This window comes from Pantoea sp. SGAir0183, from assembly GCF_043545505.1.
Genome location: NZ_CP028057.1, coordinates 264523 through 291019 on the forward strand (window position 1 = coordinate 264523; position 26497 = coordinate 291019).

General features: G+C 52.7%; 25 protein-coding genes and 2 pseudogenes. 14 read left to right on the top strand and 13 right to left on the bottom strand.

The window, feature by feature from the left end:
• Window positions 1-104 precede the first annotated feature (104 nt).
• The gene (gene fliD, locus C1N59_RS21780) at window positions 105-1496 is read right to left on the bottom strand and encodes a flagellar filament capping protein FliD (protein ID WP_033742492.1); all 1392 of its coding nucleotides are present in this window, start codon (window positions 1494-1496) and stop codon (window positions 105-107) included.
• A gap of 836 nt (window positions 1497-2332) precedes the next feature.
• On the opposite strand from fliD, the gene C1N59_RS21785 reads away from it, so the two are divergent.
• The gene (locus C1N59_RS21785) at window positions 2333-2557 is read left to right on the top strand and encodes a KTSC domain-containing protein (protein WP_006121926.1); all 225 of its coding nucleotides are present in this window, start codon (window positions 2333-2335) and stop codon (window positions 2555-2557) included.
• A gap of 208 nt (window positions 2558-2765) precedes the next feature.
• On the opposite strand, the gene C1N59_RS21790 is transcribed toward C1N59_RS21785, so the two are convergent.
• The 3 genes from C1N59_RS21790 to C1N59_RS21800 are packed head-to-tail and all read right to left on the bottom strand — an operon-like array spanning window position 2766 to window position 5512.
• A complete protein-coding gene (locus C1N59_RS21790; protein ID WP_394551126.1) occupies window positions 2766-4094 on the bottom strand; it encodes an NAD(P)/FAD-dependent oxidoreductase in 1329 nt (442 codons plus the stop codon).
• 14 nt (window positions 4095-4108) lie between these two features.
• The gene (locus tag C1N59_RS21795) at window positions 4109-4714 is read right to left on the bottom strand and encodes a cupin domain-containing protein (RefSeq protein ID WP_006121924.1); all 606 of its coding nucleotides are present in this window, start codon (window positions 4712-4714) and stop codon (window positions 4109-4111) included.
• A gap of 45 nt (window positions 4715-4759) precedes the next feature.
• The gene (locus tag C1N59_RS21800; protein WP_006121922.1) at window positions 4760-5512 is read right to left on the bottom strand and encodes an ABC transporter substrate-binding protein; all 753 of its coding nucleotides are present in this window, start codon (window positions 5510-5512) and stop codon (window positions 4760-4762) included.
• A gap of 272 nt (window positions 5513-5784) precedes the next feature.
• On the opposite strand from C1N59_RS21800, the gene C1N59_RS21805 reads away from it, so the two are divergent.
• On the top strand, window positions 5785-6435 hold the full coding sequence (locus C1N59_RS21805) for an amino acid ABC transporter permease (RefSeq protein ID WP_006121921.1): 651 nt from the start codon (window positions 5785-5787) through the stop codon (window positions 6433-6435).
• A 1-nt stretch (window position 6436) separates the two neighbouring features.
• Window positions 6437-7192: an amino acid ABC transporter ATP-binding protein gene (locus C1N59_RS21810; RefSeq protein WP_006121920.1), complete on the top strand. Its 756-nt coding sequence runs from the start codon at window positions 6437-6439 to the stop codon at window positions 7190-7192.
• A gap of 138 nt (window positions 7193-7330) precedes the next feature.
• Here C1N59_RS21810 and rutR read toward each other — a convergent pair whose 3' ends face one another.
• Window positions 7331-8011: an HTH-type transcriptional regulator RutR gene (gene rutR, locus C1N59_RS21815; protein WP_226374676.1), complete on the bottom strand. Its 681-nt coding sequence runs from the start codon at window positions 8009-8011 to the stop codon at window positions 7331-7333.
• Window positions 8012-8400: 389 nt separating this feature from the next.
• Here rutR and rutA point away from each other — a divergent pair, with 389 nt between their 5' ends.
• The 8 genes from rutA (at window position 8401) to C1N59_RS21855 (ending at window position 14690) form a co-directional block, all read left to right on the top strand.
• On the top strand, window positions 8401-9492 hold the full coding sequence (rutA, locus tag C1N59_RS21820; protein WP_006121918.1) for a pyrimidine utilization protein A: 1092 nt from the start codon (window positions 8401-8403) through the stop codon (window positions 9490-9492).
• Window positions 9492-10241: a pyrimidine utilization protein B gene (gene rutB / locus C1N59_RS21825; protein WP_006121917.1), complete on the top strand. Its 750-nt coding sequence runs from the start codon at window positions 9492-9494 to the stop codon at window positions 10239-10241. Before rutA ends, rutB begins: the two co-directional genes overlap by 1 nt.
• A 25-nt stretch (window positions 10242-10266) precedes the next feature.
• Window positions 10267-10653, top strand: a complete 387-nt coding sequence (gene rutC / locus C1N59_RS21830; protein ID WP_006121916.1) for a pyrimidine utilization protein C — start codon at window positions 10267-10269, stop codon at window positions 10651-10653.
• Between the two features lie 42 nt (window positions 10654-10695).
• A complete protein-coding gene (rutD, locus tag C1N59_RS21835) occupies window positions 10696-11535 on the top strand; it encodes a pyrimidine utilization protein D (RefSeq protein ID WP_394551129.1) in 840 nt (279 codons plus the stop codon).
• Complete coding sequence (locus C1N59_RS21840; RefSeq protein WP_006121913.1) at window positions 11520-12110, top strand: malonic semialdehyde reductase; 591 nt, start codon at window positions 11520-11522, stop codon at window positions 12108-12110. Before rutD ends, C1N59_RS21840 begins: the two co-directional genes overlap by 16 nt.
• Before the next feature lie 29 nt (window positions 12111-12139).
• On the top strand, window positions 12140-12682 hold the full coding sequence (gene rutF, locus C1N59_RS21845) for an NADH-dependent FMN reductase RutF (RefSeq protein ID WP_394551131.1): 543 nt from the start codon (window positions 12140-12142) through the stop codon (window positions 12680-12682).
• Window positions 12683-12713: 31 nt separating this feature from the next.
• On the top strand, window positions 12714-14051 hold the full coding sequence (gene rutG, locus C1N59_RS21850; protein WP_394551133.1) for a pyrimidine utilization transport protein G: 1338 nt from the start codon (window positions 12714-12716) through the stop codon (window positions 14049-14051).
• 255 nt (window positions 14052-14306) lie between these two features.
• Window positions 14307-14690 carry an ATP-binding protein gene (locus tag C1N59_RS21855; RefSeq protein WP_394551135.1) on the top strand — a complete coding sequence of 128 codons (384 nt, stop codon included), beginning with the start codon at window positions 14307-14309 and terminating at the stop codon, window positions 14688-14690.
• Between the two features lie 204 nt (window positions 14691-14894).
• On the opposite strand, the gene C1N59_RS21860 is transcribed toward C1N59_RS21855, so the two are convergent.
• Complete coding sequence (locus tag C1N59_RS21860) at window positions 14895-15155, bottom strand: hypothetical protein (protein WP_394551137.1); 261 nt, start codon at window positions 15153-15155, stop codon at window positions 14895-14897.
• A 512-nt stretch (window positions 15156-15667) separates the two neighbouring features.
• Between C1N59_RS21860 and C1N59_RS21865 the strand changes: the two genes are divergently transcribed.
• The gene (locus tag C1N59_RS21865; protein ID WP_006121899.1) at window positions 15668-15886 is read left to right on the top strand and encodes a type II toxin-antitoxin system CcdA family antitoxin; all 219 of its coding nucleotides are present in this window, start codon (window positions 15668-15670) and stop codon (window positions 15884-15886) included.
• Between the two features lie 2 nt (window positions 15887-15888).
• The gene (locus C1N59_RS21870; protein ID WP_039339392.1) at window positions 15889-16188 is read left to right on the top strand and encodes a CcdB family protein; all 300 of its coding nucleotides are present in this window, start codon (window positions 15889-15891) and stop codon (window positions 16186-16188) included.
• 168 nt (window positions 16189-16356) lie between these two features.
• On the opposite strand, the gene C1N59_RS21875 is transcribed toward C1N59_RS21870, so the two are convergent.
• The 7 genes and pseudogenes from C1N59_RS21875 to C1N59_RS21905 all read right to left on the bottom strand — a co-directional run.
• Entirely contained in the window at window positions 16357-17052 is a 696-nt protein-coding gene (locus C1N59_RS21875; protein ID WP_394551139.1) for an ROK family protein, read from the bottom strand.
• 17 nt (window positions 17053-17069) lie between these two features.
• On the bottom strand, window positions 17070-18440 hold the full coding sequence (gene zwf / locus C1N59_RS21880; RefSeq protein ID WP_394551141.1) for a glucose-6-phosphate dehydrogenase: 1371 nt from the start codon (window positions 18438-18440) through the stop codon (window positions 17070-17072).
• A gap of 17 nt (window positions 18441-18457) precedes the next feature.
• A complete protein-coding gene (gene gnd, locus C1N59_RS21885; protein WP_058702568.1) occupies window positions 18458-19462 on the bottom strand; it encodes a phosphogluconate dehydrogenase (NAD(+)-dependent, decarboxylating) in 1005 nt (334 codons plus the stop codon).
• Window position 19463: 1 nt separating this feature from the next.
• Window positions 19464-21965 carry a glucan 1,4-alpha-glucosidase gene (locus C1N59_RS21890; protein ID WP_394551143.1) on the bottom strand — a complete coding sequence of 834 codons (2502 nt, stop codon included), beginning with the start codon at window positions 21963-21965 and terminating at the stop codon, window positions 19464-19466.
• A gap of 1288 nt (window positions 21966-23253) precedes the next feature.
• On the bottom strand, window positions 23254-23529 hold the full coding sequence (locus tag C1N59_RS21895; RefSeq protein WP_054634106.1) for a hypothetical protein: 276 nt from the start codon (window positions 23527-23529) through the stop codon (window positions 23254-23256).
• A 283-nt stretch (window positions 23530-23812) separates the two neighbouring features.
• A pseudogene (locus C1N59_RS21900) lies at window positions 23813-24306 on the bottom strand (TetR/AcrR family transcriptional regulator); the annotation flags it as partial.
• A pseudogene (locus tag C1N59_RS21905) lies at window positions 24307-24880 on the bottom strand (IS30 family transposase); the annotation flags it as partial. It lies immediately after the preceding pseudogene.
• Between the two features lie 408 nt (window positions 24881-25288).
• Here C1N59_RS21905 and C1N59_RS21910 point away from each other — a divergent pair.
• A complete protein-coding gene (locus C1N59_RS21910) occupies window positions 25289-26419 on the top strand; it encodes an autotransporter strand-loop-strand O-heptosyltransferase (protein ID WP_394551302.1) in 1131 nt (376 codons plus the stop codon).
• The last annotated feature ends 78 nt before the right edge of the window (window positions 26420-26497 follow it).

Sequence of the window (26497 nt, forward strand, 5' to 3'; positions counted from 1 at the left end):
CCGCTATTCAGAAACAGTAAAGCAGAACGATGGAGGGAAGATAATGACCAGACAGATATCTTTTACAAGATATCTGTCTGAAGAGTAATAAGATAAGGCAGCTATTACATTTTTGCGAATTGTGCAGCCAGATAGTTACCGGTCTGCGTCATAGAAGAAACCAGCGTACTCAGATTGGTAAATTCCGTTTTATACTGCGCCATAATCGTTGTGATTTGGTCGTTAACAGTATTGTATTGATCTGAGAGCTGCTTCAACGACGTATTAATCCCTGTTGTGGCGTTCGAAACGGTACCATTACTCGCCAGCATTTGGTTGAGATTATTCGTCACCTCTGTCGCAAAGCCGGTTGTCTTTCCATCGCCGGTCAGAAACGCTAAAACATCGGCGGGCTGATTCGTCAGCGCATTATTCAGTTTCGTACTGTCCACGGTCAGATCACCTTTATCATCCTGTGTAATGCCCAGTTGAGACAGCTCCTGAATATTACCCGACTGAGGATCAGAAAACTGACTGCGCAGGCTGGTCTGAATATTCATTAACGTGTTATCACCGAGCAGATCGCCATTGTCAGCACTCTGCGCCTGTCCGGCTTGTACAGGCGTATAGTTTGTTTGATCGGCAATGGTTTTTTGCAGCGAATTATACGCATCCACATATGTCTGGATTGCTGTCGACATCGGCGATGTATCTGACGCGATGGATAACGTTTCCGGCGAGCCGGTATTCACTTTATTTAAATTCAGGGTTACACCTTCCGGTGCATCCGTCACAATGTTGCTGCTGCGGGTAATTGATAAGCCATTCACTTTTATCTGCGCATCCTGAGCGGCAACCTGTTCTGTCATACCATTATTACTGCCACCACTGCTGTAATTGACATACTGTGCCAACGTTGAGTCGTTGGTACTGACGGTCATTTCATTCGCCGTCCCGCTGTCACGTGCGGTCAGGGACAAATAATAGGTATTGTCGTTCGCCATAATAACGCTGGCGTTTACGCTGCCCTGTTGCTGGTTAATCGCGTCACGAATAGCAGTCAGGCTTGTCTGGTTCTGGTTTAACGTCACGGTCAGCGGGGATTTCTGTCCAGGCTGGCTAATCGTGATCGTGCGGGAAGCCATGCTGCTGTCGCCAAGCTGCGCTGTTTCACTACTGGCTGATTTAGAGAGCAGTGACTGTGACGCGGCCAACTGATCCACTTCAACGGAATAGTTTCCGGCAGCGGCATTGCTGGCAAGCGTGGCGGTAAACGCCGTATTCGTACTGGTGACCTTCGTGGTCGCTATGCTTGATGCGTTTTGCAAAGCCGCAGCGGCTGTCTGCAATTTTGACATTGAACTTTGTACCACGCCCCAGGCGGTCAGTTGCGCATTGTATGACGCCTGCTGTGTGGTAATTGGAGTCAACTGCGCTTCTTCAGCTGACTGTAAATTATCATATAACGTGTTGAGGTCGAGGTTAGTACCAGCGCCAAGTGAGCTTATGCTTGCCATTTTCTTGTCCTGATGAAGTGACACCAGACATGAAGATACAACGCATTAATCAGGCATTTTTCTGATTTTGCGCGTCGTTGCAAATCGGTTTATGGTCATTTCATGACCATCAATTTTTCGTTAAGCTGGTAAAAAAATGTTAACAGCAAAACAGATTGTCATTTTTTTTTAGGTCTTTTTATTGAGTGTATTCGTAAACGGGCAAATTAACCCTTTGCTAATCATGAAATTAAATTGCAGTCGTGTTGGCGGTGTCGCTAAACCTGTGCACTTTGACGAGACAAGTACGGTCGTGCAGCTGAAACCTGCTGTGAATAACCCCCACCTGGCGTGACCAGAAGGAAATAGGGCGCTAACTCAAATTATTTATTATTAAAAAATCATTAAATCCTAATCGATGCATTTGCCTTTTATCTTTCTTTTAGCCCTAAAGTTTTTATTTTTACGGCACTGCTCACTCAACAAAAAAGAATTTTAAAAATCGTTAACGCTTACGTTTGAAATATTTATTTACATCCCCCTGGTGAGGATAAATCGAGGGGACGGTTTCAGATAAGGTACCACAATGATTTTGTCAGACGTCGTCAACGCCTTTCAGCTGTGGTTCTGGTTGGTGAAAAATCACTGCCACATTGCCCATGTATATTAGCAGGACCAGCCTTTACTGAAGACGGGCTTGATCCGGTAAAAGCCATGTCAGCGCGCGGTGTCATCAATAACTGTTATTTGTCAGCGCATTGAAGGTTGCTCAACAATGGGGAAGTCTGTGATACATTGCCGCTCTGCCAGCGCGGCAATGATGCAGGCCTGGGCTTAACCGATACGGACTATCTTTCATGAAACGACACGATATTAACTCTTCTTTATTTCGCAGCGCAGGATTCGATCCCACTTCGGGTGTGCTCGAGCTTGAATATCGCAACGGAAGTTGCCGGCGCTGGCTGGCCGTTCCTGCCCGGGTTTACCAGGGATTTTGTGCCGCGGTGGATCCCGATAGCTTTTTCCGCGAAAGCATTGATAACCGTTACTTTTCTATGCATCACAAGCGGGACTCACAGTAACGGACACGCAGAAAAGGCCGCGTTGAGTCTGGAGAGTTGTGCGAAATCCCGCGGCCATATTCAGGTGCGGGTTGAGTAGGGCCGGGCAGGGGTTTTCATGTCGGATAAATCAGGCGGCGCTACAGCGCTAAAAACATGCCTGAGCGGGCTGTTTGTCATTCGATAACGGCCATGCGCTGTTCGCATGGCCTGTCTGTTATCAGCGCGGTTACATCATTTGCGGTTGGCGAATCGCATTGCCTTTCTCGAAGCGTGAGAGCCGGTAGGGCGTCAGGTCCGTATAAACGGGCTTATTCGTTAACATCTGTGCACACATCAGTCCCGCACCGGGTCCGATGGCAAAACCGTGGCCACTAAAGCCTGAGGCAATAAACATGCCGGGGAGCTGGCTCACCTGATCAATCACCGGCACCAAATCCGGTGTGGTATCAATCCAGCCGGCCCAGGCATAATCGACTTTGATGCCCTCCAGTTCGGGGAAGACGCGAATCAACTCGGCCAGGCCATCGTGAATGATGCGCTTGTCCGGCGTGGGATCAAGCACCCGGATCTTTTCAAACGGCGAGGGTCTGTCGGGCGACCAGCTTCCAGACGCTTCAGGACCAGAAAAGAATGAACCGTTCAGGCGGATTTTCAGTTTTTTAGCGACCTTGCTGCGGAACATGGGATAAAACTTTGCAGCATAACGGATGTTCTGCGGTGCTAAATCAATCTGGCCAAGGCCCGGAACGGCAACGGTGTAACTGCCGTCCAGACGGCGGCGAAGGCAAAGATTAGGCGTGCTCAGACAGCCTTTGACGACCTCAGGAGCGGCGGTTGTTTTAAATACCGTACCCAGAATATTGGCGGCGGGGAGTTCTACGCCATATTGTCTGCAGAAACGCGAACTCCACGCACCGCCGCAGCAAATTACCCGGCTGGCTTTAACCAGTCCGCGTTCTGTCCAGACGCCAGAAACACGGCCCGCGCTGATATCCAGTGCGCGCACCGCGCAACGCTGAAAAATGCTGGCTCCCAGCTTTTGCGCGCCTTTCGCAATGGCCGGTACCGCCTGCGACGGTTCTGCACGACCATCTGTCGGTGACCATACACCGCCTCGCCATGGAGTTTTGTTCCCAATGCGCTCCTGTGCTTCACGCGCGGAGAGCAACTGGCTGGTAAAGCCAATCTGTTTTGCCTGCTGTCCCCATTTTTCCCAGCGCGCCAGGTCAGCTTCATTTAGCGTGCCATAGAGGATACCGCTGCGCCTGAAGCCCAAATCCATCCCGATTTCACCACTCAGCTCATCCCAGCGCTGCAGGCTTCGCATCGCCATTGGTAACTCATGCAAATCACGGTTCTGTTGACGAACCCAGCCCCAGTTTCGGCCTGACTGTTCACCGGCAATCACACCTTTCTCAAACAGCGCAACAGAAACCCCCTGTTTTGCCAGTTCATATGCCGTTGACGTCCCCACAATCCCACCGCCTATCACAACAACATCAACAGAGGTGGGGAAGACGGAACTGTCACTGACGCTATCGACCTTAATTCGCATGGGTTAACCTTGTTTCAAATATGATGTCGGGGCGGAATATGCATAATCCACAACACGCGGGCTTCAGTGTCGCTGTCGTTAAAAATGTTATGCGGAAGATGACTTTTAAACTGAAAACTGTCGCCCGCTTCGATGAAAGTCGCCTCACCGTTCACCTCCAGCGTGAGACGGCCTTCCATAACTACACCTGCTTTTTCACCAATGCCTGTCAGCATTTCTTCCGAACGCGTGCGGGGAGGGATGCTGATATACATAAACTGAATATCATGTTCGCCAGAAGGCGATAACATCGCCTTGGTTATGCCCTGCCTGCCAACTTCAAAATGTGGCCGCTCACGCCAGCGCCGGACATAATGTTCAGCACCGGGGCGCATCTCTTCATTTTGTTCAAGAAAAGCGGTCAGTGGGACATTCAGGACCACGCGAAGTTGCTCAAGCACCCGTACCGTGGGGTTAGCCAGATTGCGCTCAATCTGGCTGATGGCTCCCGCCGACACATTAGCCTGTTCCGCCAGTGCCTTGATGGTCATATTGCGCGACTTGCGTATCTGCTTTAGCCGTAAGCCAATCGTCATCTCGACGGCACTCAGATCCTCTGAGTGCATTAACGCTGTTTTCATCACCATGTTCCTTAAGGTTGCGTGCCTCCGTGCATCAACACGCGATTAAGGCATTCCCCACTTCGCTTTGATTTTTTGCAATGTGCCGTCGGCCTTCATTGCCGTCAGGGCAGTATTAATATCGGCAAGTAGCTTATCGTTCCCTTTTTTCACGCCAAAGGCCATAGGTGCGATATGCTCAGGCTTGTAACCGTCCACCACATGCATGCCTTTGTACGCGCCAGATTTTTCCTGATATTTCATTATCGGGTAATCGTTCATCCCCGCAGCGATACGGCCCAGGGACAGATCGCGCATCATATCTGCCGGACTGTCATACACTTTCACCTCTTTCGCGATACCGCTCTTAATCAGCGCCTGCGTATAATCGGTGCCCGCCATGGTGCCGACGATGTCGCCTTTCAGATCCTGCTGCGAGCGATAGACTTTTTTATTGTCATCACGCACGACCAGCCCCGGTCCAAACGCAGTGACTGGCTGCGAGAACGCAATACGTTTTTCGCGCTCTGGTGTGGGTGTCATCCCGGCCACAATCATGTCGATTTTGCCCGCAATTACAGACTGAATCAGCGTCGAGAAAGGCACCGCGGTAAAGTTGATGTCAAGCTTCTGACGTTTGGCCACTTCCGCGGCCACGTCCGGCATGAAGCCTTCAATTTTACCGGTTTTGGTATCCAGAAACGTGGTAGGCGCGCTGGAAGGCGGAGAACCTGCCGTCAGTGGCGCTGCCTGTGCACTGCAAGTGAGGCCAAGGGCAACAGAGAATAAAGCCATGGTAACGTGCGACCGAAGAGACATCACTTACTCCTGATTGACATGTGAACAATTAATTTCACTATAATGAAATTAAATTCCTGCCTGTCAATCTTTTCTTTTCTAAAAATGTTGCGCCTCACAAATTAACATAAAACCCTTTGATTTCCCCAGTCAGTGGGCTTTCAATGCACTTTATTACACTAATAAGTTAATGCTATGACGTCATCAGATGAAAAGTTTGACAGTATTTACTGATAAACATATTCATTTAAATGAATTTGAAGCATGACACTCAACACCGGCGGGAGCGCATAATGGATTGGAGCAGCATTCATGTTTACCTTCCCTTTCTTTTGCAAGGGGCTGAAATGACGATTTATATCACGCTACTGTCCTTGCTCATCAGTACGCCGCTGGGGTTGATCTTCGCTGCCGCAAAAATGTGTCCTTTTAAAATCATTTCCTGGCCCGTCAGCGTCATCATTAATATCACTCGCGCACTGCCGATGATTGTGGTGCTGTTCTACATCTATTTCGTTTTTCCCGATATCGGCATTACCCTGACATCCTTTCAGGCCAGCGTCATCGGTATCGCGTTTTGCTTTTCAACCTTCCTGGCCGAGATTTTTCGTTCCGGTATTGAATCGGTCGATCGTGGTCAGCTTGAGGCGGCGCGCTCTATGGGCATGAGCTTCTTTAAAGCGATGCGACGCGTCATTCTGCCTCAGGCTTTTCATGTCGCGCTGCCGCCATACAGCAATACCCTGGTCATGATGCTGAAAGACTCAGCGCTGGCGTCAACGATCGCGGTTACCGAAATGACCCGCCAGGGCCAGCTTCTGGCGGCTTCGACCTTTGATAACACCACTGTGTATACGCTGGTGGCGTTGCTCTACCTGACGTTATGCATGCCGTTGCTGGCTTTTACCAGGCACCTTGAAAATCGCCAGAAAAAAGGAGCATGAGATGATTGAAATTCTTGATGTCCATAAGCGCTTTGGTGCAGTTGAAGTGCTGAAAGGGGTGAGTTTTCGCGTCGAAGAGGGCGAAGTGGTGTGCCTGGTCGGGCCTTCAGGCTCCGGGAAATCGACGGTGCTGCGCTGTATCAACGGGCTGGAAACCTATGAAAGCGGCACCATCCGCGTGCTTGATCAGCATGTTGACAGTAAAAGCAAACGTATCAACGCGCTGCGTCGCCAGATCGGTATGGTTTTTCAACGCTTTAATCTGTTTCCTCACCGTAGCGTGCTGGAAAACGTGATGGAAGGGCCGATTTACGTCAATGGCGAGACACGCAGTAAAGCCGAAAAGATGGCCAAAGAGCTGCTGGAAAGAGTAGGGCTGGGCGACAAAGTTTCCGCCTGGCCGTCGCAGCTTTCCGGTGGTCAGCAGCAGCGCGTAGCAATTGCCCGCACGCTGGCCCTGCAGCCTAAAGCCATTCTTTTTGATGAGCCGACATCCGCGCTGGACCCAGAACTGGTCGGCGAAGTGCTGCAGGTTATGCGCAACCTGGCCCAGCAGGGAATGACCATGATCGTGGTAACGCATGAGATGCAGTTTGCAAGAGAGGTCGCCGATCGCGTGTGTTTCCTGCACAGCGGACAGATTGTAGAGCAGGGTCATGCGGATGAGGTGCTGCTGCGGCCTCAGGAAGCGCGCACGCAGGATTTCCTGCGCCGCGTACTGGGCAATACAGGCGTACAGAGTCTGATGAATACCTAATTCAAACGACCCGTTTGATCGGGCTTCGCTAGCCATTCAGCAGAGATGAGCGGCCTGCATGTCACCCGACGCTGCGTCGAGCAAAATCTTTGGCAACCTTTCGCTTAGGCGTCGGTACAAACGCCCCCGCCAGGCGGATTAAGCCCGCATCTGAATGCCTTCAGTAATAATGTGCTGAAGGTTTTTTACCGTCTGGTCGAAAAACGCCGGATCGCTGAGCGTTTTACCGGTGATTGCCTCAACCTGCACGCTAAAATCGGCGTAATGCTGCGTCGTTGCCCAGAGCATAAAAATCAACTGCATTGGATCGACGGGGGCAATGCGCTCATCTTTAATCCAGCCCCGAATGACATCGCATTTCTCTTCTACCAGGGTTTTCAGGCCGCCCCCCAGCTCCTGTTTCAGCAACGGCGCGCCCTGAACCATCTCCAGGCAAAAAAGACGCGAAGCCTGCGGATGATCGCGGGACACACAGAGTTTCAGGCGAATATATTCTCTAATGGCTTCCAGTGGATGCTGATCGGGCTGTAACGCCTTTAACGGCGCCAGCCAGATATCCAGCAGTCCTTTCAGCACATCAATATAGAGCGCTTCTTTTGTCGGGAAGTAATAAAAGAGGTTGGTTTTCGAGACGTCAGCCCGTTCTGCAACCTGCTCCAGCCGGGTGCCGTGAAAGCCATAGAGTGAAAAAAATTCCAGTGCGGCGGTCATGATAGCGCCACGTTTGGCAGCAACCGCCCGCGAGCGTCGCGTTGTGGTTTTGGAGCCTGGGCTAACGGATTTTTGCTCTCCGGCGGCAGCGTGCGGGTGTTCGACCAATGGCTTCACAACATCTCCTGAGACAAACAGCAAGGCGTGAATCATAACAAATGGGGGCAGGGGCGACCATCGCAACGCTCATTATTCACGCGCTCTGAAATCAACAGTTGAGCGATTTGCACCCTTTTTGCTCAATCTTGCCTGTTATCTGTGCAGTTATTTTTGAACAATGGGTCCGAAACGGACCGTTTGCTCCAGTTATCTTCCATTCAAACTTTCAACCCTATGAAAAGGTTATTTATTTTAAAACTGGCACCCGCTTTGCAAAGACTCTTGCGTCTGGAGATTTCAGCACGGTGCAATTCGGAACCCGCAGGACGCACTCAAGCCGCGCAGAGATTTTCGTAAGCCCTTGTATTGGTACTTATTACTTTTAATCGAGGTGAGCGATGAAAATCGGTGTCTTTATTCCTATCGGCAACAACGGTTGGTTAATTTCAGAAACTGCACCGCAGTACAAACCGACCTTCGACCTGAACAAAACCATCGTGCAAAAAGCGGAGCACTACCATTTCGATTTTGCGCTTTCCATGATTAAACTGCGCGGCTTCGGTGGTAAAACCGAATTTTGGGAACACAATATGGAGTCGTTCACGCTGATGGCCGGACTGGCCGCCGTGACCTCTCGCATTCAACTTTACGCCACGGCCGCTACGCTGGTGATGCCGCCGGCGATCGTCGCGCGCATGGCCGCCACCATTGATTCCATCTCTAACGGCCGTTTCGGTGTCAACGTTGTCACCGGCTGGCAAAAACCCGAGTACGAGCAAATGGGCATGTGGCCGGGCGATGACTATTTTACCCGCCGCTATGATTACCTGACCGAATACGTCAGCGTGCTGCGCGATCTGTGGGGCACCGGCCACTGCACGCTCGACGGCGAATTCTTCAAAATGGACGACTGCCGCGTCAGCCCGCGCCCTCAAAGCGAGATGAAAGTGATCTGCGCCGGGCAAAGTGATGCAGGCATGGCGTTTTCTGCCAGACATGCCGACTTTAATTTCTGCTTCGGCAAGGGCGTCAATACACCAACGGCCTTCGCGCCAACCGCCGCCCGCATGAAAAAAGCGGCAGAGGCTGAAAACCGCGACGTGTCTTCTTATGTGCTGTTCATGGTCATCGCTGATGAAACCGATGAGGCCGCGCGCGCCAAATGGGAGCTGTATAAAGCCGGGGCTGACGCCGAGGCGCTCGCGTGGCTGACCGATCAGAGCAGCAAGGACACCCAATCCGGCAGCGATACCAATGTCCGTCAGATGGCGGATCCCACCTCAGCGGTCAACATCAATATGGGCACACTGGTCGGCTCCTGGGCCAGCGTCGCCAGAATGCTCGATGAAATCGACACCGTGCCCGGCGCCGGCGGCGTCCTGCTGACCTTTGACGACTTCGTTGAGGGCATCGAAAACTTTGGCCGCTACATTCAGCCATTAATGAAAACCCGCCAGCACATCGGCATTGCGCAGAAAGAGGTCGCATAATGAACGTTGTTGAGAATCCGTCAGTGGTCCGCCGCGAACCCCACAATACCGGCGAGGAAACGGTCCTCACAGCCCGTCCTGAAGCCATCGCTTTTACCCCGCAGCAAACTGCGCTGATTGTCGTGGATATGCAAAATGCCTATGCGTCACAGGGCGGTTACCTGGATCTGGCGGGCTTTGATGTCTCTGCCACCGCGCCGGTGATCGCCAATATTAAAGTGGCGATTGCCGCCGCACGCGCGGCGGGCATCAAAGTGATTTTCTTCCAGAACGGCTGGGATAATCAGTATGTCGAAGCCGGCGGTGCGGGGTCGCCGAACTTCCATAAATCCAATGCGCTAAAAACCATGCGCAAACGCCCGGAGCTGATGGGCAAACTGCTGGCAAAAGGCGACTGGGATTACGATCTGGTCGATGAGCTTCAGCCGCAGCCGGGCGATATTGTGCTGCCCAAACCCCGTTACAGCGGCTTCTTTAATACCCAGCTCGACAGCCTGCTGCGCAGCTATGGCATTCATCATCTGGTGTTTACCGGCATCGCCACGAATGTCTGCGTGGAATCTACCCTGCGCGATGGCTTTTTCCTGGAATATTTTGGCGTCGTACTGGAAGACGCCACGCACCAGGCCGGCCCGGAATTCGCACAGAAAGCCGCAATTTATAACATTGAAACCTTTTTTGGCTGGGTCTCTAACGTGCGTCAGTTCTGTGACGCTGTTGGCTACAAAACTGAACAACACGCGGCCTGACCGCTTTTACAAAGGACAATTAACGATGCCTAAAAGCGCCATTATTCCCGCTGGCAGTGGAGTGCCACTGGCACCTTTTGTTCCGGGCACGCTCGCCGATGGCGTGGTGTACGTTTCCGGGACGCTGCCGTTTGATAAAGACAACAACGTGGTGCATGTTGGCGATGCCGCGGCACAAACCCGTCACGTTCTGGAGATCATCAAAAACGTGATTGAAACCGCAGGCGGCACAATGGAGGACGTCACCATGAATTCCATCTTTATCACCGACTGGGCCAATTACGGCGCAATCAATCAGGTCTACGCCGAGTATTTTCCCGGTGAAAAACCCGCGCGTTTCTGTATTCAGTGCGGGCTGGTAAAGCCGGATGCCCTGATTGAGATCGCAACGATTGCCCACATCGGCAAGTAATCTGTTTACCGGCATCTGTTCTGATAACCCTGAGGAAACAGCATGTATTACAAGGTATTAGGTAAAAATAATGCCGATGCAGACACGGTCGTGCTCTCTTCAGGGCTGGGCGGTTCCGGCAGTTTCTGGCAGCCGCAACTGCCTGTACTGACACAGTATTTTCGCGTCGTGATTTATGACCAGCACGGCACCGGCCTGAGTCAGGGCACCGTTCCGGCCGGTTACCGCATGGAGGATATGGCCGATGATCTGGCGGGCATGCTCAATGGGCTGGATATCCGCCGCTGCCATCTCGTCGGTCACGCACTCGGCGGCATCGTTGGCCTGCATCTTGCACTGCGTTATCCGGCCTTACTGCAAAGTCTGGTGGTCATCAACGGATGGGCAACGCTCGACAGCCAGACGCGCCGCTGCTTTGAGGTCCGCCAGAACCTGCTGCTTAACAGCGGGGTGGATGCGTATGTTCAGGCGCAGCCCCTGTTTCTGTATCCGGGCGACTGGCTTTCTGAGCATGAGGCGTTATTGCAGGAAGAGCGCCAGCATCAGGTGGCGCATTTTCAGGGAATGGAAAATCTGCTGCATCGCTTACAGGCGCTGATGACGTCTGACCTGACCGCCTCGCTCGACGGGGTGATAGCACCGACGCTGGCGCTGAGCTGTAAAGACGATTTGCTGGTTCCCTGGCAGCGCTCGGCCGATCTCGCTGCCCGTATTCCTCTGGGGGAGCACCAGCAAATGCAGTATGGCGGTCACGCCATGAGTGTGACCGACCCCGATACGTTTAACCCGATTTTACTGGACTGGCTGCGGCGGCATGCTTTTCATGCAGCTGACATCGTGTCCGAGCCCTTTTCAACGGAGATATCATGGCCGAAGCCTTAACCGCCAGCGCCCTGGCAACCCTGTTCACCGACGCCCGCACCCATAACGGCTGGCTGGATAAACCGGTGACCCATGAACAGCTGGAAACGATTTACGCGCTGGCGCGCATGGGGCCAACATCTGCAAACTGCAGCCCGGTGCGCATTGTGTTTATCCAGAGCCAGGCGGCCAAAGAGAAACTGGCACCGGCACTGTCCAGCGGCAATCTGAAGAAAACCCTGACTGCACCGGTGACGGCGATCATTGCCTGGGATCCTGCGTTTTATGAATTACTGCCCGAACTGTTTCCCTCCGGCGATGCGCGTTCGTGGTTCACCTCCAGCCCGCAGCTGGCGCACGATACGGCATTTCGCAACAGCAGTCTGCAGGCAGCCTATCTGATTATGGCCTGCCGCTCACTCGGACTGGATACCGGACCGATGTCTGGTTTCGACAATGCGAAAGTGGATGAAACCTTCCTGGCGCAGACGGGCTGGAAATCCAACTTTCTCATCAACATCGGTTACGGCGACAGCAGCAAACTGTATCCGCGCGCACCGCGTCTTGACTTTGACCGCGCCTGCCGCGTGCTGTAAGCACCCTGTTTCATTATGAGGACATGAGCATGCAATCCACTCTGAACGCCACACAGCCCGCAACCGCTGCTAAACAGGCTGCCGTTGAAAAGCAAGAGTTCCGCGATGCGATGGCGCACTTGGGTTCCGCCGTCAACATCATCACCACAGACGGGGCAGGTGGACGAGCCGGTTTTACTGCCTCTGCGGTATGCAGCGTGACCGATACGCCACCGACGTTGCTGGTATGTCTGAACCGCGCAGCCTCTGTTCATGCGGCGTTTACGCAAAACCAGGTGCTGTGCGTTAACACGCTCTCAGACAGTCATGCGTCGCTGTCCAATCTGTTCGGCGGAAAGACACCGATGGATGCGCGTTTCGCGGCCGCTGACTGGGCCAGCCTTGCCACCGGATCGCCGATCCTCACCGATGCGCTGGTGTCGTTTGACTGCAACATTACGCAGATCACCAGCGTCGGCACCCACGATATTTTGTTTTGTGAAGTCGTTGCTATCCAGCGCAACGACAATAGCCATGGACTGGTGTATTTCGACCGGCGCTATCATCCACTGATGCGTCAGACAGCCTGTTAACTCACTCCTCTCAACTTAGTAAGGGTCGTGCATGGCAAATACCTGGTTTCCGCAATGGCGTAAAAGAGAAGGCAATCTGGATGGCGTCGTCATCGCGCCGGATGAACGGCTGCCGTCAGGCACGACGATCGTTATGGGATTGCAACATACGGTAGCGATGTTTGGCGCCACGGTCCTCATGCCCTTACTGATGGGCTTTGACGCTAATATGGCCATCCTGATGTCGGGGATCGGTACCTTACTGTTCTTCCTGGTGGTAGGCGGCCGCGTACCAAGTTACCTCGGGTCCAGTGCCGCCTTCGTCGGACTGGTTATCGCGATAACCGGCTACAGTGGTCAGGGTGCGAATCCCAATATTGGTGTGGCCCTTGGCGGGATTATTGCCTGCGGCCTGCTCTATATGGTGATCGGTTTTAGCGTAATGGCGGTTGGCACGCGGTGGATTGAACGTCTGATGCCGCCCGTCGTGACCGGTGCCGTGGTCATGGCGATTGGGCTAAACCTCGCGCCGATTGCGATTCACAGCGTCTCCGCCTCCTCGTTTGACAGCTGGATGGCCGTAATGACCGTGCTTTGCATCGGTTCGGTAGCCGTATTCACCCGCGGTCTGGTGCAGCGCCTGTTGCTGTTACTGGGGCTGGTGGCCGCTTATCTGATTTATATGGTCATCACCAACGGCCTTGGACTGGGCACGCCAGTGGATTTTAGCGCGGTCGCTCAGGCACCCTGGTTTGGCGCACCAACCGTTACGACGCCGGTATTCAGCGCGCATGCCATGCTGATGATCGCGCCGGTCGCAGTAATCCTTGTCGCAGAAAACCTCGGCCATATTAAAGCGGTGGCCGGTATGACCGGTAAAAACCTTGATCCCTACATGGGCCGCGCGTTTATCGGTGATGGCCTGGCGACGATGCTGTCCGCCTCCGCAGGCGGAACAGGCGTGACAACCTATGCAGAAAACATAGGTGTTATGGCTGTCACCAAGATTTACTCCACGCTGATTTTCGTCGCCGCGGCGGTCATTGCCATTGTGCTGGGCTTCTCACCTAAATTTGGCGCACTGATCCACACCATTCCCGGCCCGGTGCTCGGCGGCGCATCCATTGTGGTATTTGGGCTGATTGCCGTGGCAGGTGCCCGCATCTGGGTACAAAACCACATCGACCTGGGGCTGAACGGCAACCTTATCATGGTCGCGGTCACGCTGGTTTTAGGCGCAGGCAACTTTACCCTGACGCTCGGCAGCTTCAGCATGGGCGGGATCGGCACTGCGACCTTCGGGGCGATTTTGCTGAATGCATTTTTGAGCCGAAGCAAAATGGCAAGCGCACAGCCAAGGGTGAAGACGGAGGCGGTGGTGAAGGAGTAAACCGGGATCTTTTCCTCAGCCGGAGAAGCAGGAAGGGCGGAGCGGGCCGGAACGACAACCGGGTATTTTTTACGCACCCGTAAAGCATCATTCAGGAAACAAAGAGGCTAAGCGGAAGAAAAACGCTCTGCCCGCCAGTGAAACAGGGCTGTGCTCCGTACAGGGTAGCATCAGCCCAACTCCATAAGAGGTTTTCGCAAAAAACCGTGGGTTTTCAGGCAATTTACCTTAGTCGTCACGTTGAATGCTTTCCTCATGGACATTACTGCCCACCGTTTTCCCGTTTTGATTCTCAATGCGTTACCCGTGAATGATGACTGGCGGTTCTCACTCGATCTCGCCGCGTGTGAGACAGCAACCAATATCATTCGTCATGCGCTAAACGAAGACAGTCACCGCCGGTTTACAGTGGAATTTATTGCGTCAGACATCAGCATTACGCTTCGCTTTATGGACGAGGGGAGTGTATTTCCCGCTGAACGCCTCCAGGCGGCACGTTGTGATGCTTTTTCTGGCCAGACAATGACCCAGGAAAGCGGCAGAGGGCTGAAATTGATTTTGTGGTATGTTGATAAATTCCGGATCGAATACTCGGCGGGCAAAAATATTACTTTGCTGGAAAAGTCGTTGGTATGTTAGTGCCGCATGCCGGGTTATGAGCGGATGTACTGGACTGATAAGCTGTTGCGCCGGGCGCACGCGTTGTCACCCTGCGAATGATCCATGCTGATAAAAACAGACTCAACGACACGTTCTGAGCGGCACACGCACTCAACCTATGGCATCGCAGTTCTGTGATATTTTTTTGGACAGGCACTTATGCACCTGTCACACGGCACCCACTTAGTCGTCAGTATGTGGTGGAACCGGCAAACCTAGCGCGCTTACCAGTTCATCGATAACGAGAGGAACGTCAAACCATTTGTCGTTAGACAGAACGACGCGGCAACCTTTTGAAAATTCTTCTTCACGGACCCATGCAATAAGCTCTTTCTGGATAATCCATGTTTTATTATTTCTGTCCCTGAGGGTCACCAGGTTAGTGGGTGAGCAGGAAACGCCGGTGGTTGTTTCTGAGGTGTGATATATGCTGGTGTCTAACATGCTGTGCTCCAGTCAAATGGCTAGCTTGAAACTTTTTTATTGTGTATGAGTAACCACGGCAGACGGACCACCAGGACGAGCTTTTTGCCGTCCCTCCGCTCTTGCCGCACAACGAGAGTTAAACCTGCACTTACATTAATCCGCTTCCTGCATTCACCTTCCTTCCTGTCGCTGAAAGGTTTCAACAGAAAGCTACCCGCATCAGAAACGCGGACAAGTGGTCAGCTAGTATATCGTCACCGTTTCGTTTTTCTTCACGGCTATCTGTTTTGGCCCGTGCAAGACGGTAAACAAAGTGGCCACTTATTCAGAAAGAGTCTGTTATCTGAGCAGACATTTTTCTCTGGGCCAGTGTGATCGTACATTCAGGGTCATAAGCAGTCTGACAAGCTGAACAACACTTTTCGGGCGGGTCAAACCAGGCGCAGGTGAAAGCAGAGTACACCTAAAAATCGTTCCTTGCTGGTGTGTATCAGCAGTGTATACTTGTAACTCACACTTCGGAGGTGTACATGAAATACAGAACTAACGTCACCATTGATAAAGAAGCCTACGAGATATTTTCATCTGCGGGTTTAAACCTTTCTAAAATGGTTAACGAGCTTGTCACTACTGAGGCTCGCAGAATCCGGGCTGAACGCTGGAAAGAAGAAAACCGTGAAAGCATGAAAGCCTTCTCTGACTTTGTGGGAGAAGAGGGATCGCTTTCTGATATGTACAGGAACTGGTAGGGATGCAATTTGACGTTTACTCACACAAGAATGGTAAAAAATATCCTTATCTTGTTGAAGTACAAAGCTACCTGATAGACACACCAGGCCGTTTAATGGTTGCCCCTCTTGCTCTTCCGGGCGAGTTCGTGGGTTCAGGTGAACTTTATCCTGAGGTACTGGTTAACGGCAGCAAGTACCGCGTTGTGACAACCGACATTGCATCTGTCCCGGTGAAAGCGTTAGGGGATAAAGTGGGTGATGTCAGTCAGTATGAAGCAACAATAAAAAACGCCATTTTCAGGCTTTTTTGGGGTTTCTGACAGCTTTTCTTAACCCACCGATGCCGGTCACCGGCAATGACGGGTCGGGTCGGCCAGCCATGAATGTCGCATTCGCTGGCGGTTTTCGTTAGTCTGCCGCGAATAAACGTTCACGGCAGTAAACCTAAAACACAGCAACGCTATTCTGGCCTTCTTAAAAGGCAGGAATCACGTGATCAAGTTTGGGTCGTTCCAGAGACGAAATCCACCTTCGAATGCCAGCGTGTTGTCGCCTTTCCGGCAGTTGGGCGGAAGTGAATCGAGTTCACCTACGTTTCCACCGCCTAAGACGACGTACTCAGGCTGTAACGCGGCGGTCAGCATCTCCACTACATCAAAAACACGCTCTTGCCATTTTTTGTTGCCCTTTTTTATCCGATAGGCTTCACCCACATAATGTTCATAGCTATTGCCCTTGCGATAAGGTAAGTGAGCAATCTCCATGGGCTGAGCGACATTCTCAACGATCATCGCAGCACCTAATCCCGTGCCAAGACCGAGAAAGAGCATGCGTCCGCCCTGATAGGAACCCAGCGCCTGCATCAGGGCGTCGTTGACGATACGAACAGGGCAACCGAATGCGCCCGCATAGTCAAATCCCACCCAGCCCTCACCGAGGTTGGCGGGTTCCCGAAGCGGTTTGTTGTGGGCGACCGGACCGGGATATCCCATTGCAATCACATCGTAGGCCATGCCTTCAGCCAGGCTCTTAACCACAGCAACCATTTCAGCCGCAGACATTGTCTTTCCACTGTCTGCCTTCTTTTTCACCCCGCCAGCGCTGGAGAGGATTTTTACATGGCTTCCGCCGATGTCGATGGCCAGAACGATTTGATCTTTTTTCTTTTTAGGTTGCCGCGTCATTGATAGTGCTCCATAACTCAATCGGGATCGACCCAGCCGCCGGGGGGCGCAAAGTCTGCCATCGTATCCGGCCCCCAGGTTCCGGGCTTGTAGGAAAGGGGGACGGTTTTCTTATCCAGTACTGGCTCAACGATCTTCCAGGCCAGTTCCGCTGCGTCTTGTTGGGTAAAAAGCTGACGATCGCCAGCCATCGCATCGCCTATCAGCCGCTCATAGGGCGCCATATCGCCGATGCCATCGTCAAGCGTCGTTAGCTCAACGGCCTCACCTCGCATCTTTTCGCCAGCCGCCTTGCGTCGCGCCCCAATGCCGATCGTAATATCCGGACCAAGGCGAAAGCGGATATAGTTAGCGGCCTCGTTGGCAATGTCATCGAAAAGTGTAACGGGTGGTCGCCGGAAGCGCACGATCACTTCCGTCGCATGCGCAGGCAGATTTTTGCCGGCACGGATAAAAAAGGGAACACCACTCCAGCGCCATGTCGCAATCCGGAAACGAACCGCAGCGAACGTCTCTGTCGAAGAGGAAGGGTTGACACCGGGTTCATCGGTATAGCCTGCAAACTGTCCACGAACCACATCATCGTCCGACAGGGGGGGAATGGCCTTCAGCACCTGAACTTTCTCATCAACCAGATCGTCGGATGCGCCGGAGGCGGGAGGTTCCATAGTCAGCAACAGCAGCACATTCACCAGGTGATTTTGGATCACATCGCGGAGGCAGCCAACTTCATCATAAAATTTGCCGCGTCCTTTAATACCAAAGTCCTCGGCCATAGTAATCTGAACGCTTTCGATATGATCGCGATTCCATATTGGTTCGAGGAAGCTGTTGGCAAAGCGAAAGTAAAGGAGATTCTGGATGGCTTCCTTCCCTAAAAAGTGATCGATACGGAAAATCGCGTCCTCATCGAAAACGTTGTGAAGCACGTTGTTCAGCTGTTTTGCCGACGCGAGATCGCGGCCGAACGGCTTTTCCACCATCAGGCGGGCGCCTTTCGCGATACCTGCCTCTTGCAGACCTGTGACGACCGTTTCAAACAGCGAGGGGGGAATAGCCAGGTAATAGAGCGGGTGATGATGGTCCCCCAGCGCATCGCGCAATCCATCGAATGTTGACTGAATGCGATAATCGCCGGAAACATAGGACAGCCTGTCCGCCAGCGCAGCAAAGACTGCCTCATCGAACTCATCGACGTGTTTTTCAACCGACTCTTTTGCACGCGCAATCAACTGGTCGCGCGTCCAGTCTTCAAACGCCACACCGATAATGGGCGTATTGAGCGTGTTACGCTCCACCATTGCATAGAGTGAAGGGAAAATCATTTTATAGGCAAGATCGCCTGTGACACCGAACACTACCAGTACGTCTGAACGTTGCTGTACCATCGCTGTGTCCCTCCGCTTTAGCGGTTTTTTTCCAGATGGCCACCGAAGGCGTGCCGCATGGCTGAAAGAACTTTTTCAGCAAACAGAGCTTCACCACGAGAAGAGAAACGCCCGAAGAGAGCAGACGCGAGAACCGGCGCGGGAACGCCCGTTTCCACCGCTGTCTGCAGTGTCCAGCGGCCTTCACCGGAATCTGACACACGACCATCATAGTTTTTAAGATGCGGGTCCTGCTTCAACGCCTCGGCGGTCAAATCAAGCAGCCAGGAACCGATAACCGAGCCATGTCGCCATACCTCCGCAACGGCGGGAAGATTGATGTCAAAACGGTAATATTCAGGATGGGACAGAGGCGCGGTTTCCGCATCTGCCTCCCGTTCGCCGTTTCCGGCATTGGCGGCTTTCAGTATATTCAGGCCTTCGGCATAGGCGGCCATCACACCATATTCAATGCCATTATGTACCATCTTGACGAAGTGTCCGGCGCCCGCTGGCCCACAATGAAGATAGCCTCTCGGCGCTGTGCCTACGGCCGCATCTTCCTCAATGTGCTGACCGGCACCGGGCGCGAGCGACGCAAAAATCGGATCCAGACGCTTAACAGCCGCCTGCGGGCCACCGATCATAAGGGAATAGCCACGTTCCAGGCCCCACACGCCACCCGATGTACCGACGTCGATATAGTCGATCCCAAGGGGGGAAAATTCTCCAGAGAGATCGATCGCTTCACGATAAAAGGAGTTGCCCCCGTCAATGATGGCGTCGCCTTTATTCAGCTTTGATGCGAAATCCCGCGCAATCTTCGGTGTGATCGCGGCAGGCAGCATGAGCCAGACCGCGCGCGGCGCCGCCAGTTTAGCAATAAGATCGGCTGGCGACGACGCGCCGGTTGCCCCCTCTTTAACCAGTGCGTCAACGTTATCGGCATTCACGTCGAAGACCACGCAATCATGGCCCTGTTTAAGAAGACGACGAACCATGTTTGCGCCCATACGGCCGAGTCCTACCATTCCAATCTGCATATCATTCCTCTCTGTCAATGCGCATTTGATTTTCCGGTTCATTCACAACCTGAACGGTGAAGTCGGTGTGTTCCCAGTTTTCAACATCAGGCCAGTAGAAGGTGAAGACAACGCGGGTTCCTGCGTCCTCATGCTGTAAAGGCAGGTCCACATAGTATGTGCCAAGTCCGGAAGGGATCGCCGGGCTGTCAGAGATGGTCGCCCAGTTATCTGTGCTCCAGTGCACCAGTGCGTTCGCTTCCGTTTCCAGCCTCAGTTGCTTCCCGACAGGAACAGAAGACAGGCGGTTGTTAAAGCGCCATATACGCAAGTGCGATGCGGTTTTATTCCGGATATAGCGCTCAACGCCCTGCGGTGGCATATCGAAGACCACGCCATCGCGGAGCGACCGCACGAGTTTAATATGCTCGGAATGCGCCCAGACAAGTGGCATGGCGCTCCCGGCTGGCTGGCCGAAGAACAGCTCCCTTTCAGGAATATCGGGCCCGTCCCAGGTCTGTTCCGGTAACAACCCGCCCGGACCTGCCGACTTCTCCAGCGTGGATAAGAGCGCCTCCGCGACCTCGCGCCTGCCCGCTGCCAGCTCGTAATGCGCGCGTTCGCCCGCCAGCAAGGGCCAGGGACGTCCCTGGCCAATACCATCGAACGGCGCGCCGTCTTCGTGCTCACCATAGCCATCGCCGGTATACCGATACCATAGTGGCCCCTGAGGGAGTTCGACACGCAGACTATGGTCGATTGCTTTTACCGTATCCACGATGTGCGGGTCGTCGGCGGCGCGCAGACCAAAACGCACCAATGCCAGAGCATCCGGACTCAGCACATCGGTGGTTGACAGAATCGCCCGATCCGGCGTCTGGTTGCGGATCTCGGTTTCGCCGGATGCGCTTGCTTCATCCGTTGCGCCGGGGGGAGCGATGCGGACGTAGTGACCGGCAATACCAACCGATGCGCAAAAATCGGGCTCTCCGGCAAAGGTCCATTTTTCAATCTGCTCATTCCAGCAGTCGGCGGTTTCGCGCAGATGGTTTGCAGCCACCTCATCGCCGTCTAGCGAAAGCAGGTCCGCGGCAGTAAGAAGGGCGGAGACTTCGACCGCCAGGGTAAACGGGCTGTAGCCCGCGTCTTCTTCCCAGCGATCCTCGCCGGTCGCCGGGCCGTTGGTCAAAATATAGCGGGCCGCACCGCGCAGCATGGGCATAATGTGTTTCAGCGCTTTTTTATCGAGATGACCAAGTCGGTGCAGCATATCGGCTAGCAGAACAGGGAAGGCACACTCATCCATCTGGATACCTGACCAGTATGGTTTTCCATCGAGCCACAGGTTCTGTGGCCAGCGCCCGGAGGGCTCCTGAACGCGTCGGAGATAATCCAGTATGGCGAGTGCTTCGTTGGCATCGCCAGCTGCCAGGAATCCCCCAGCCGTTTCGACCAGGTCACGCGGCCAGACCAGATGATAGCCTCCCAGATCGTCATCGCCCCTGGAAAATCCCCACGGAATCGTCAGGCTCGCGACAACGGCACCGGGGCAATCGGCTGCTTTATGCGAGGCCAGAACTGCGGTTGACACCCGGTATGTATTCACACCGTTCCGCTCGGGTTGATCGAGTGGAATGAGCGTGTTCTGCCATGCTTGCCAGTTACTGATGTAGTGCTTGCGGGCTTTGTCAAAGCCTGCTTTCAGACTGGCGGTTGCCGCCGCTGCGGCTTCGGATTCCGTCTGGCCGAACCCGATTGCCAGCATGGCTTCACGGCAGGCACTAGTGAATGCCAGCTCACCGGCAAGGGCGACATTGCCATCGTCCGCGCGCTGATACGAGTTCGCGATGCGCCCGTATTTTTTCAGCTGTTGCCAGCCGTCTGACGTGCCGACAAAGCCCACGCTCATTGCCGTCCAGGGTATATCGCAGACGAGCGCTAAGTAACGAGAGCGACCCGTGGCGAAAAGCACGGGCCTGTCTTCAAATTCACTGATCCATGCGGTGTTCATTTGCCCGGCATTCACCAGATGGGGAGCGAGCAGGGCGGTGATCTTGTAATCCGCAACATCCCCCTTTAGCGCGGTGAAACGGATGCGTTGCAGGATACAGTCACGGGCAGGATCGGTGATGATATCTTTTTCGAGCCGGTAGCGACCATCCCGGGCCGTGTTAACGATCGAAAAGGCCGGAATGCCTGGCGAGACCGTATGGGTTTCTGTGGAGCAATCGCGCTTCTCTTCTGAAAAATAACCTTCAGGTGCGGTGATGATGAACCCGAAATCGCGGGTGCAGGCGCTGTCAACGCGCGGATAATAAATTTCGTTGAGAATGCCGTGGCTTAAGGTGAACCAGACGCGGGAATCAGGTGAAAGGGCGGTGCCAATTCCGCTCTTGGCACTCGATGTCCAGCGGGCTTCAATCCCTGGCTTTCCCGGCGCTACGTCAATGATGGCGAGCTGTTGTTGGGCGTCCTCGCTTGCGCACGTTTGCAACGGTAGGGCGTCGCTGTCAGAATTTGACATATTCAGAATACCTTGGCTGTGTGCAGAAAAAATCTTAACCACGAAGATGCGGATAACATCCTGACTTATCGCGGGCAAGAGTGAAATATTTCTATACCAAAGCAACTTGGTTAAACTTAAAATCTTATGATTTTAGTATCGAACCTAATAGGGTTATAGCCGCTGTAACATTTCCGGTCAACTCTCTGAAAAGTTTCAATACACTTGAAAGTGTAAAAAATAAAATTTTTTTAGCGGTTAAGGATAACGGCTGAGTTAATTATTATCCGGGCATGACGCTCTGGGGCCAACTGCATGGCAAACAACCAGTTTTTTTATTTGACGGCTTTTGCCAGGATATGGCTCCGGGAGAACGTTATACGGACATGACAGAATCTTTACGGGAGGATGGCTTGCTGTGTGCCTGTACAACCCCGACCTCAGTTTGCGTGGTGTTTTTATTTCGCTGAAGGTTGATAATAACTGCGTAATCGCTTCCACATCAAATCCAGAGGCTGGAAATGTATTTTCACGCTCAGCATTCAGAGCGATTAAGAATGCGCAGCTTCAACATTGCAGAGACAGAATTTCGTGCATGAGCGTTGATGCCAGGTGCTAAATTAAGCGGGAAAGCCTGAAGCAATAATCGGGGAGGCAATGCATTCGGAACAGGGGAATAACGAATCACAAGAGCAGGGGAAATGCTGACTTGTGGCATCGTTAATCGTATACCTTACTATTAACCTATTTTGTACCAGAATCAGATGCTCCTTTAAAACATCAGCGTTATTCACCAAATTAATATGTCCTGTATTTTGGAAGGTTCAACAATTTTAACCTTTCAAAATTTAGCACTCAATAATGTTAATGCATACGACGAATAACATTGGCCTCTTAATTTTCACACTTTTGACGTACTCAAATTTAGTGGAACGCATGATGCACTTGCCTGTATATCACGCGTACACGGCGTGGAAAATTTTTACGGCCTCCGCATATTTAAATCCCGTCCATGCCGATGCAATACCTGGTGTGATGCCTTACTCTTTATCCGAGCGCTCCCGCTTTGGCTGCCCGCTTATAGCAGAGATATTGTTAGCGAGATCAATTACAAAAAAGTTGTAAATTAATGATTAATCAGAGTAAGTCAAAATTATCACGTCCGCCTCTGTCGATGCTTTCCTGCCTGCCTGGGAATGGCTCAGTATTTTTAACGAATCTGCGCTGTTAAGAATGAAAAAACCGCCTTTAGGCGGCTTTACTATTTCTGACTCCGGGTCAGCAGGTCACGACCGGAAGATTTAAGCGCTTATGATGCATCATCTGTGATGTCGTCATGTGGGCACGGGCCGCCATCGTCGCAGGCAGAGTTGACGCGCTGGCCACTCGCCAGGGTTGGCTCTTTGGCCAGAATCATGTTTTCGTTACCTTGCGCAGTATTCTTCAGCTGTGAAACCGCACCGTTGTGGATAGGCTGTGTAGATGCTGAAGGGGTTTCAGCCAGTGCTGCACCCTGGTTTAACAAAAACGCAGTGAGAGCGAATGCTGTTGTCTTCAGTACCGATTTTGTTGAGAGCATGTTCATGATTTATCCTTGGTCAATACATTTTTTAGGGAAACGTTTTAGCTGTGTGGCAGATTTTTTTGGCTGAGTTCCAGCAAACTGAAAATTTATTGCCAATGCCTCAGTGTGCTGATGGCCTTATAAAACGGCCTTTGGCCGTGACTCGCTAGCATCGGCTTAAGCCTTCTTGTCATCGATTCGGCATTTTTAGTTTGTGTTTTCAGCCTGACCGACCGATTTGTGCCAGAAGCGGACGTTATGAGCATTTTTATTCTCAAATATTACTCAGTAAACAATTTGCGCCCTAGGCCAGCATTGCAAATGATACCGAGGCATTAAGTTCTTCGCCTGTTATGCCATCACGCGCTTCAGTTGACAGTCCTATCTCAAAGCTGTGCAAATACATGGCCATGTCTGCGGCCAGTTCGCCTGAATCAATTGCTCTTAGGACACACTTAAGGAACCCCTCGCGAGTACGGGTGCGTTGTGCTTCAAGAATCTGGCCAATATGCTCGTGCCCGGGCGAGCAGGTATCAATGGATAACGCGATAAGACAGCTACTTGGATGCCCCTGTTCTGTCTGCATCTTTACTGAACGGCGTAATGCCAGTTCAATAGCTTCACGCGGAGTGAGACTGTCGTCCCAAAGACAATCGTTAACGCCACCATAAGTTTTCAAATAGCAATCAATAACTTCTTTAAATAGCGCCTCTTTTGAACCAAAAGCCGCATAAAACTCGGTGCTGTTATGCCGTTACCGATATTTGCTTTAAGCAAGGCTAGCGAAGTCGACGCATGTCTGGTGACACTGTTGAGTCTTTGCTGGCTGTATACCGATAAGTCAGTTCCTTTTGAAAAATACTGCCTTAGCAATCTGCTCGTATTTTCATTGGAGCCGCGTTGCCAGGGGGATTGAGGGGTGCAGAAATAAATCTGAATATCTGTGGCTACAGTAAACCGGTTGTGGCTGGCCATTTCAGCGCCCCGGTCCCATGTTAATGTTTTATAAAGTTCAGCAGGTAATTTCCGGCCTTGTCTGATAAGTGCAGATTTAAACGTTATTGTCTTGTTGCCTCTGATTTTAGCCAGCATAACAAAGCGGGAATGGCGTTCTACGAGGGTGACGATATAGGAGTTTTTAGAAACCTGAATCTACACACGACCCTCCCGCTTCTGAGGCATGGCTGCAGATCTTTTCTTTAATGCACCCGGATTTGTATAAAAAGCGCTTTATATATCGTTTCGTGTCACACGTGCATTTCCTGATTATCCGGATAACAGCGTTCAGCCAACCAACGATTTGTTCCGGCGACCAGTCCTGATACATCTTCTCTGCAATGATTTTACACAGTGCGGGTCTTTCGACTTGCTTTTTACAGGTCAGTAATGAGTTATATGATGCATATCTTGGTTGTAAAAGGGACCAGGACAGAGTGTCTCTCAGGCTGACCCAGGTTCAGATGCTTTTGATACCTCTTCATAGCACATATATCGCGAGCCGGAACTGACTGTTACATAAAAATCCTCATTAAAGAATTATCCCTGCCGATATTGAATTTATTCAAACCGATAAATCAGAACAGTTTTGTTGCTGAAATTTTAAAGGACGTTCGTGAATACAGGCACTTACTGTTCACCAGAAACAGTTGCACTGTATTTCGGATACGGCCTGGAGAAAATCATGTCCGAGGTAATTCCTTCTTTGAATGTTACTGCTCCCACTGACATTTCGGCTGAGTCTGCTCCTTATCCTTTTGTCGCGCCCCCGGAACAACCGTCCATGACGGGGCCATGTGGTATTCGTTACGACTTCAACGACGGGGCACGGGTGCTGCTGCCGGAGGGGCGCTGGCGCGTCGCGCTGCTGGATGACGACTCCGGTAACGTTCTGTTCCGGTGCGAAACCGGCGCAGGCTGGGTAACTTCCGCCAAGAAATATTTTGTCCGCTTCCGTATTCAGGTGTGGCGCGGGGATGAGACCGCTCCCCTGCTGGACGAAACCCTGTCCCTTAAAAACCGTGACGTGCTGATTTCCTTTCCCACCGGCACCCTGGGTGACCTGCTGGGCTGGTTTCATTATGCCGAGCGCTTCCGCCAGCTTCACGGCTGCCGGCTTGAGTGCACCATGGCGCCGAATATTATCGCGTTGCTGGAAAGCCAGTATCCGGACATCCGCTTTTCGCCGCCCGATGCCGTCCGGAATTCCGCACCTTATGCGACTTATCGCGTGGGGCTGTTTTTTGGCGGCAACGACACGCATCAGCCCGTCGATTTTCGCCAGGTGGGGTTCCACCGCACTGCGGGGTATATCCTCGGCACTGACCCCAGAGAAGAGGCGCCCCGTCTCGACCTCTCTGCACCCCGCACCATCGCCGAACCTTACGTCTGCATCGCCGTACAGTCCACCTGCCAGGCCAAGTTCTGGAACAACGGCCACGGCTGGGCAGAGGTGGTGGCGCACCTGAAATCACTGGGCTACCGGGTACTGTGCATCGACCGTGAGGCAACCACAGGGCACGGCTTCGTCTGGAACCACATTCCCCGGGGCGCCGAGGACTTTACCGGCGCGCTGCCGCTGCAGGCGCGGGTCGATCTGCTCAGGCACGCCAGCTTCTTTATTGGCCTGGCCAGCGGTCTCTCCTGGCTTGCCTGGGCGGCAAAGATACCGGTGGTGCTCATCAGCGGTTTCAGCCTGCCGAACGCCGAGTTTTATACCCCCTGGCGGGTGTTCAGCAGCCACGGCTGCAGCGGCTGCTGGGACAGCACGCACGAGAACTTTGATCACAAAGATTTTTTCTGGTGCCCGCGCCACAAAGGCACGGAGCGTCAGTTTGAGTGCACACGACTTATCACAGGAAAACAGGTCAGCGGCGTCATTGACCGGCTCCACGCGCAGCTGCGCACAGAGTAAACCGGCGCCACACAGCAGAAGCGACACCCGGCGCATTGCCCGTGCCGGAAAACAATAAAAAATGAGAGAGACAGGGAT

What these genes read in the sequence shown, in the direction of transcription:
- fliD (WP_033742492.1), bottom strand. Translation starts at nt 1,496, where the DNA reads ATGGCAAGCATAAGCTCACTTGGCGCTGGTACTAACCTCGACCTCAAC.
- C1N59_RS21785 (WP_006121926.1), top strand. Translation starts at nt 2,333, where the DNA reads ATGAAACGACACGATATTAACTCTTCTTTATTTCGCAGCGCAGGATTC.
- C1N59_RS21790 (WP_394551126.1), bottom strand. Translation starts at nt 4,094, where the DNA reads ATGCGAATTAAGGTCGATAGCGTCAGTGACAGTTCCGTCTTCCCCACC.
- C1N59_RS21795 (WP_006121924.1), bottom strand. Translation starts at nt 4,714, where the DNA reads ATGAAAACAGCGTTAATGCACTCAGAGGATCTGAGTGCCGTCGAGATG.
- C1N59_RS21800 (WP_006121922.1), bottom strand. Translation starts at nt 5,512, where the DNA reads ATGTCTCTTCGGTCGCACGTTACCATGGCTTTATTCTCTGTTGCCCTT.
- C1N59_RS21805 (WP_006121921.1), top strand. Translation starts at nt 5,785, where the DNA reads ATGGATTGGAGCAGCATTCATGTTTACCTTCCCTTTCTTTTGCAAGGG.
- C1N59_RS21810 (WP_006121920.1), top strand. Translation starts at nt 6,437, where the DNA reads ATGATTGAAATTCTTGATGTCCATAAGCGCTTTGGTGCAGTTGAAGTG.
- rutA (WP_006121918.1), top strand. Translation starts at nt 8,401, where the DNA reads ATGAAAATCGGTGTCTTTATTCCTATCGGCAACAACGGTTGGTTAATT.
- rutB (WP_006121917.1), top strand. Translation starts at nt 9,492, where the DNA reads ATGAACGTTGTTGAGAATCCGTCAGTGGTCCGCCGCGAACCCCACAAT.
- rutC (WP_006121916.1), top strand. Translation starts at nt 10,267, where the DNA reads ATGCCTAAAAGCGCCATTATTCCCGCTGGCAGTGGAGTGCCACTGGCA.
- rutD (WP_394551129.1), top strand. Translation starts at nt 10,696, where the DNA reads ATGTATTACAAGGTATTAGGTAAAAATAATGCCGATGCAGACACGGTC.
- C1N59_RS21840 (WP_006121913.1), top strand. Translation starts at nt 11,520, where the DNA reads ATGGCCGAAGCCTTAACCGCCAGCGCCCTGGCAACCCTGTTCACCGAC.
- rutF (WP_394551131.1), top strand. Translation starts at nt 12,140, where the DNA reads ATGCAATCCACTCTGAACGCCACACAGCCCGCAACCGCTGCTAAACAG.
- rutG (WP_394551133.1), top strand. Translation starts at nt 12,714, where the DNA reads ATGGCAAATACCTGGTTTCCGCAATGGCGTAAAAGAGAAGGCAATCTG.
- C1N59_RS21855 (WP_394551135.1), top strand. Translation starts at nt 14,307, where the DNA reads ATGGACATTACTGCCCACCGTTTTCCCGTTTTGATTCTCAATGCGTTA.
- C1N59_RS21860 (WP_394551137.1), bottom strand. Translation starts at nt 15,155, where the DNA reads ATGTTAGACACCAGCATATATCACACCTCAGAAACAACCACCGGCGTT.
- C1N59_RS21865 (WP_006121899.1), top strand. Translation starts at nt 15,668, where the DNA reads ATGAAATACAGAACTAACGTCACCATTGATAAAGAAGCCTACGAGATA.
- C1N59_RS21870 (WP_039339392.1), top strand. Translation starts at nt 15,889, where the DNA reads ATGCAATTTGACGTTTACTCACACAAGAATGGTAAAAAATATCCTTAT.
- C1N59_RS21875 (WP_394551139.1), bottom strand. Translation starts at nt 17,052, where the DNA reads ATGACGCGGCAACCTAAAAAGAAAAAAGATCAAATCGTTCTGGCCATC.
- zwf (WP_394551141.1), bottom strand. Translation starts at nt 18,440, where the DNA reads ATGGTACAGCAACGTTCAGACGTACTGGTAGTGTTCGGTGTCACAGGC.
- gnd (WP_058702568.1), bottom strand. Translation starts at nt 19,462, where the DNA reads ATGCAGATTGGAATGGTAGGACTCGGCCGTATGGGCGCAAACATGGTT.
- C1N59_RS21890 (WP_394551143.1), bottom strand. Translation starts at nt 21,965, where the DNA reads ATGTCAAATTCTGACAGCGACGCCCTACCGTTGCAAACGTGCGCAAGC.
- C1N59_RS21895 (WP_054634106.1), bottom strand. Translation starts at nt 23,529, where the DNA reads ATGAACATGCTCTCAACAAAATCGGTACTGAAGACAACAGCATTCGCT.
- C1N59_RS21910 (WP_394551302.1), top strand. Translation starts at nt 25,289, where the DNA reads ATGACGGGGCCATGTGGTATTCGTTACGACTTCAACGACGGGGCACGG.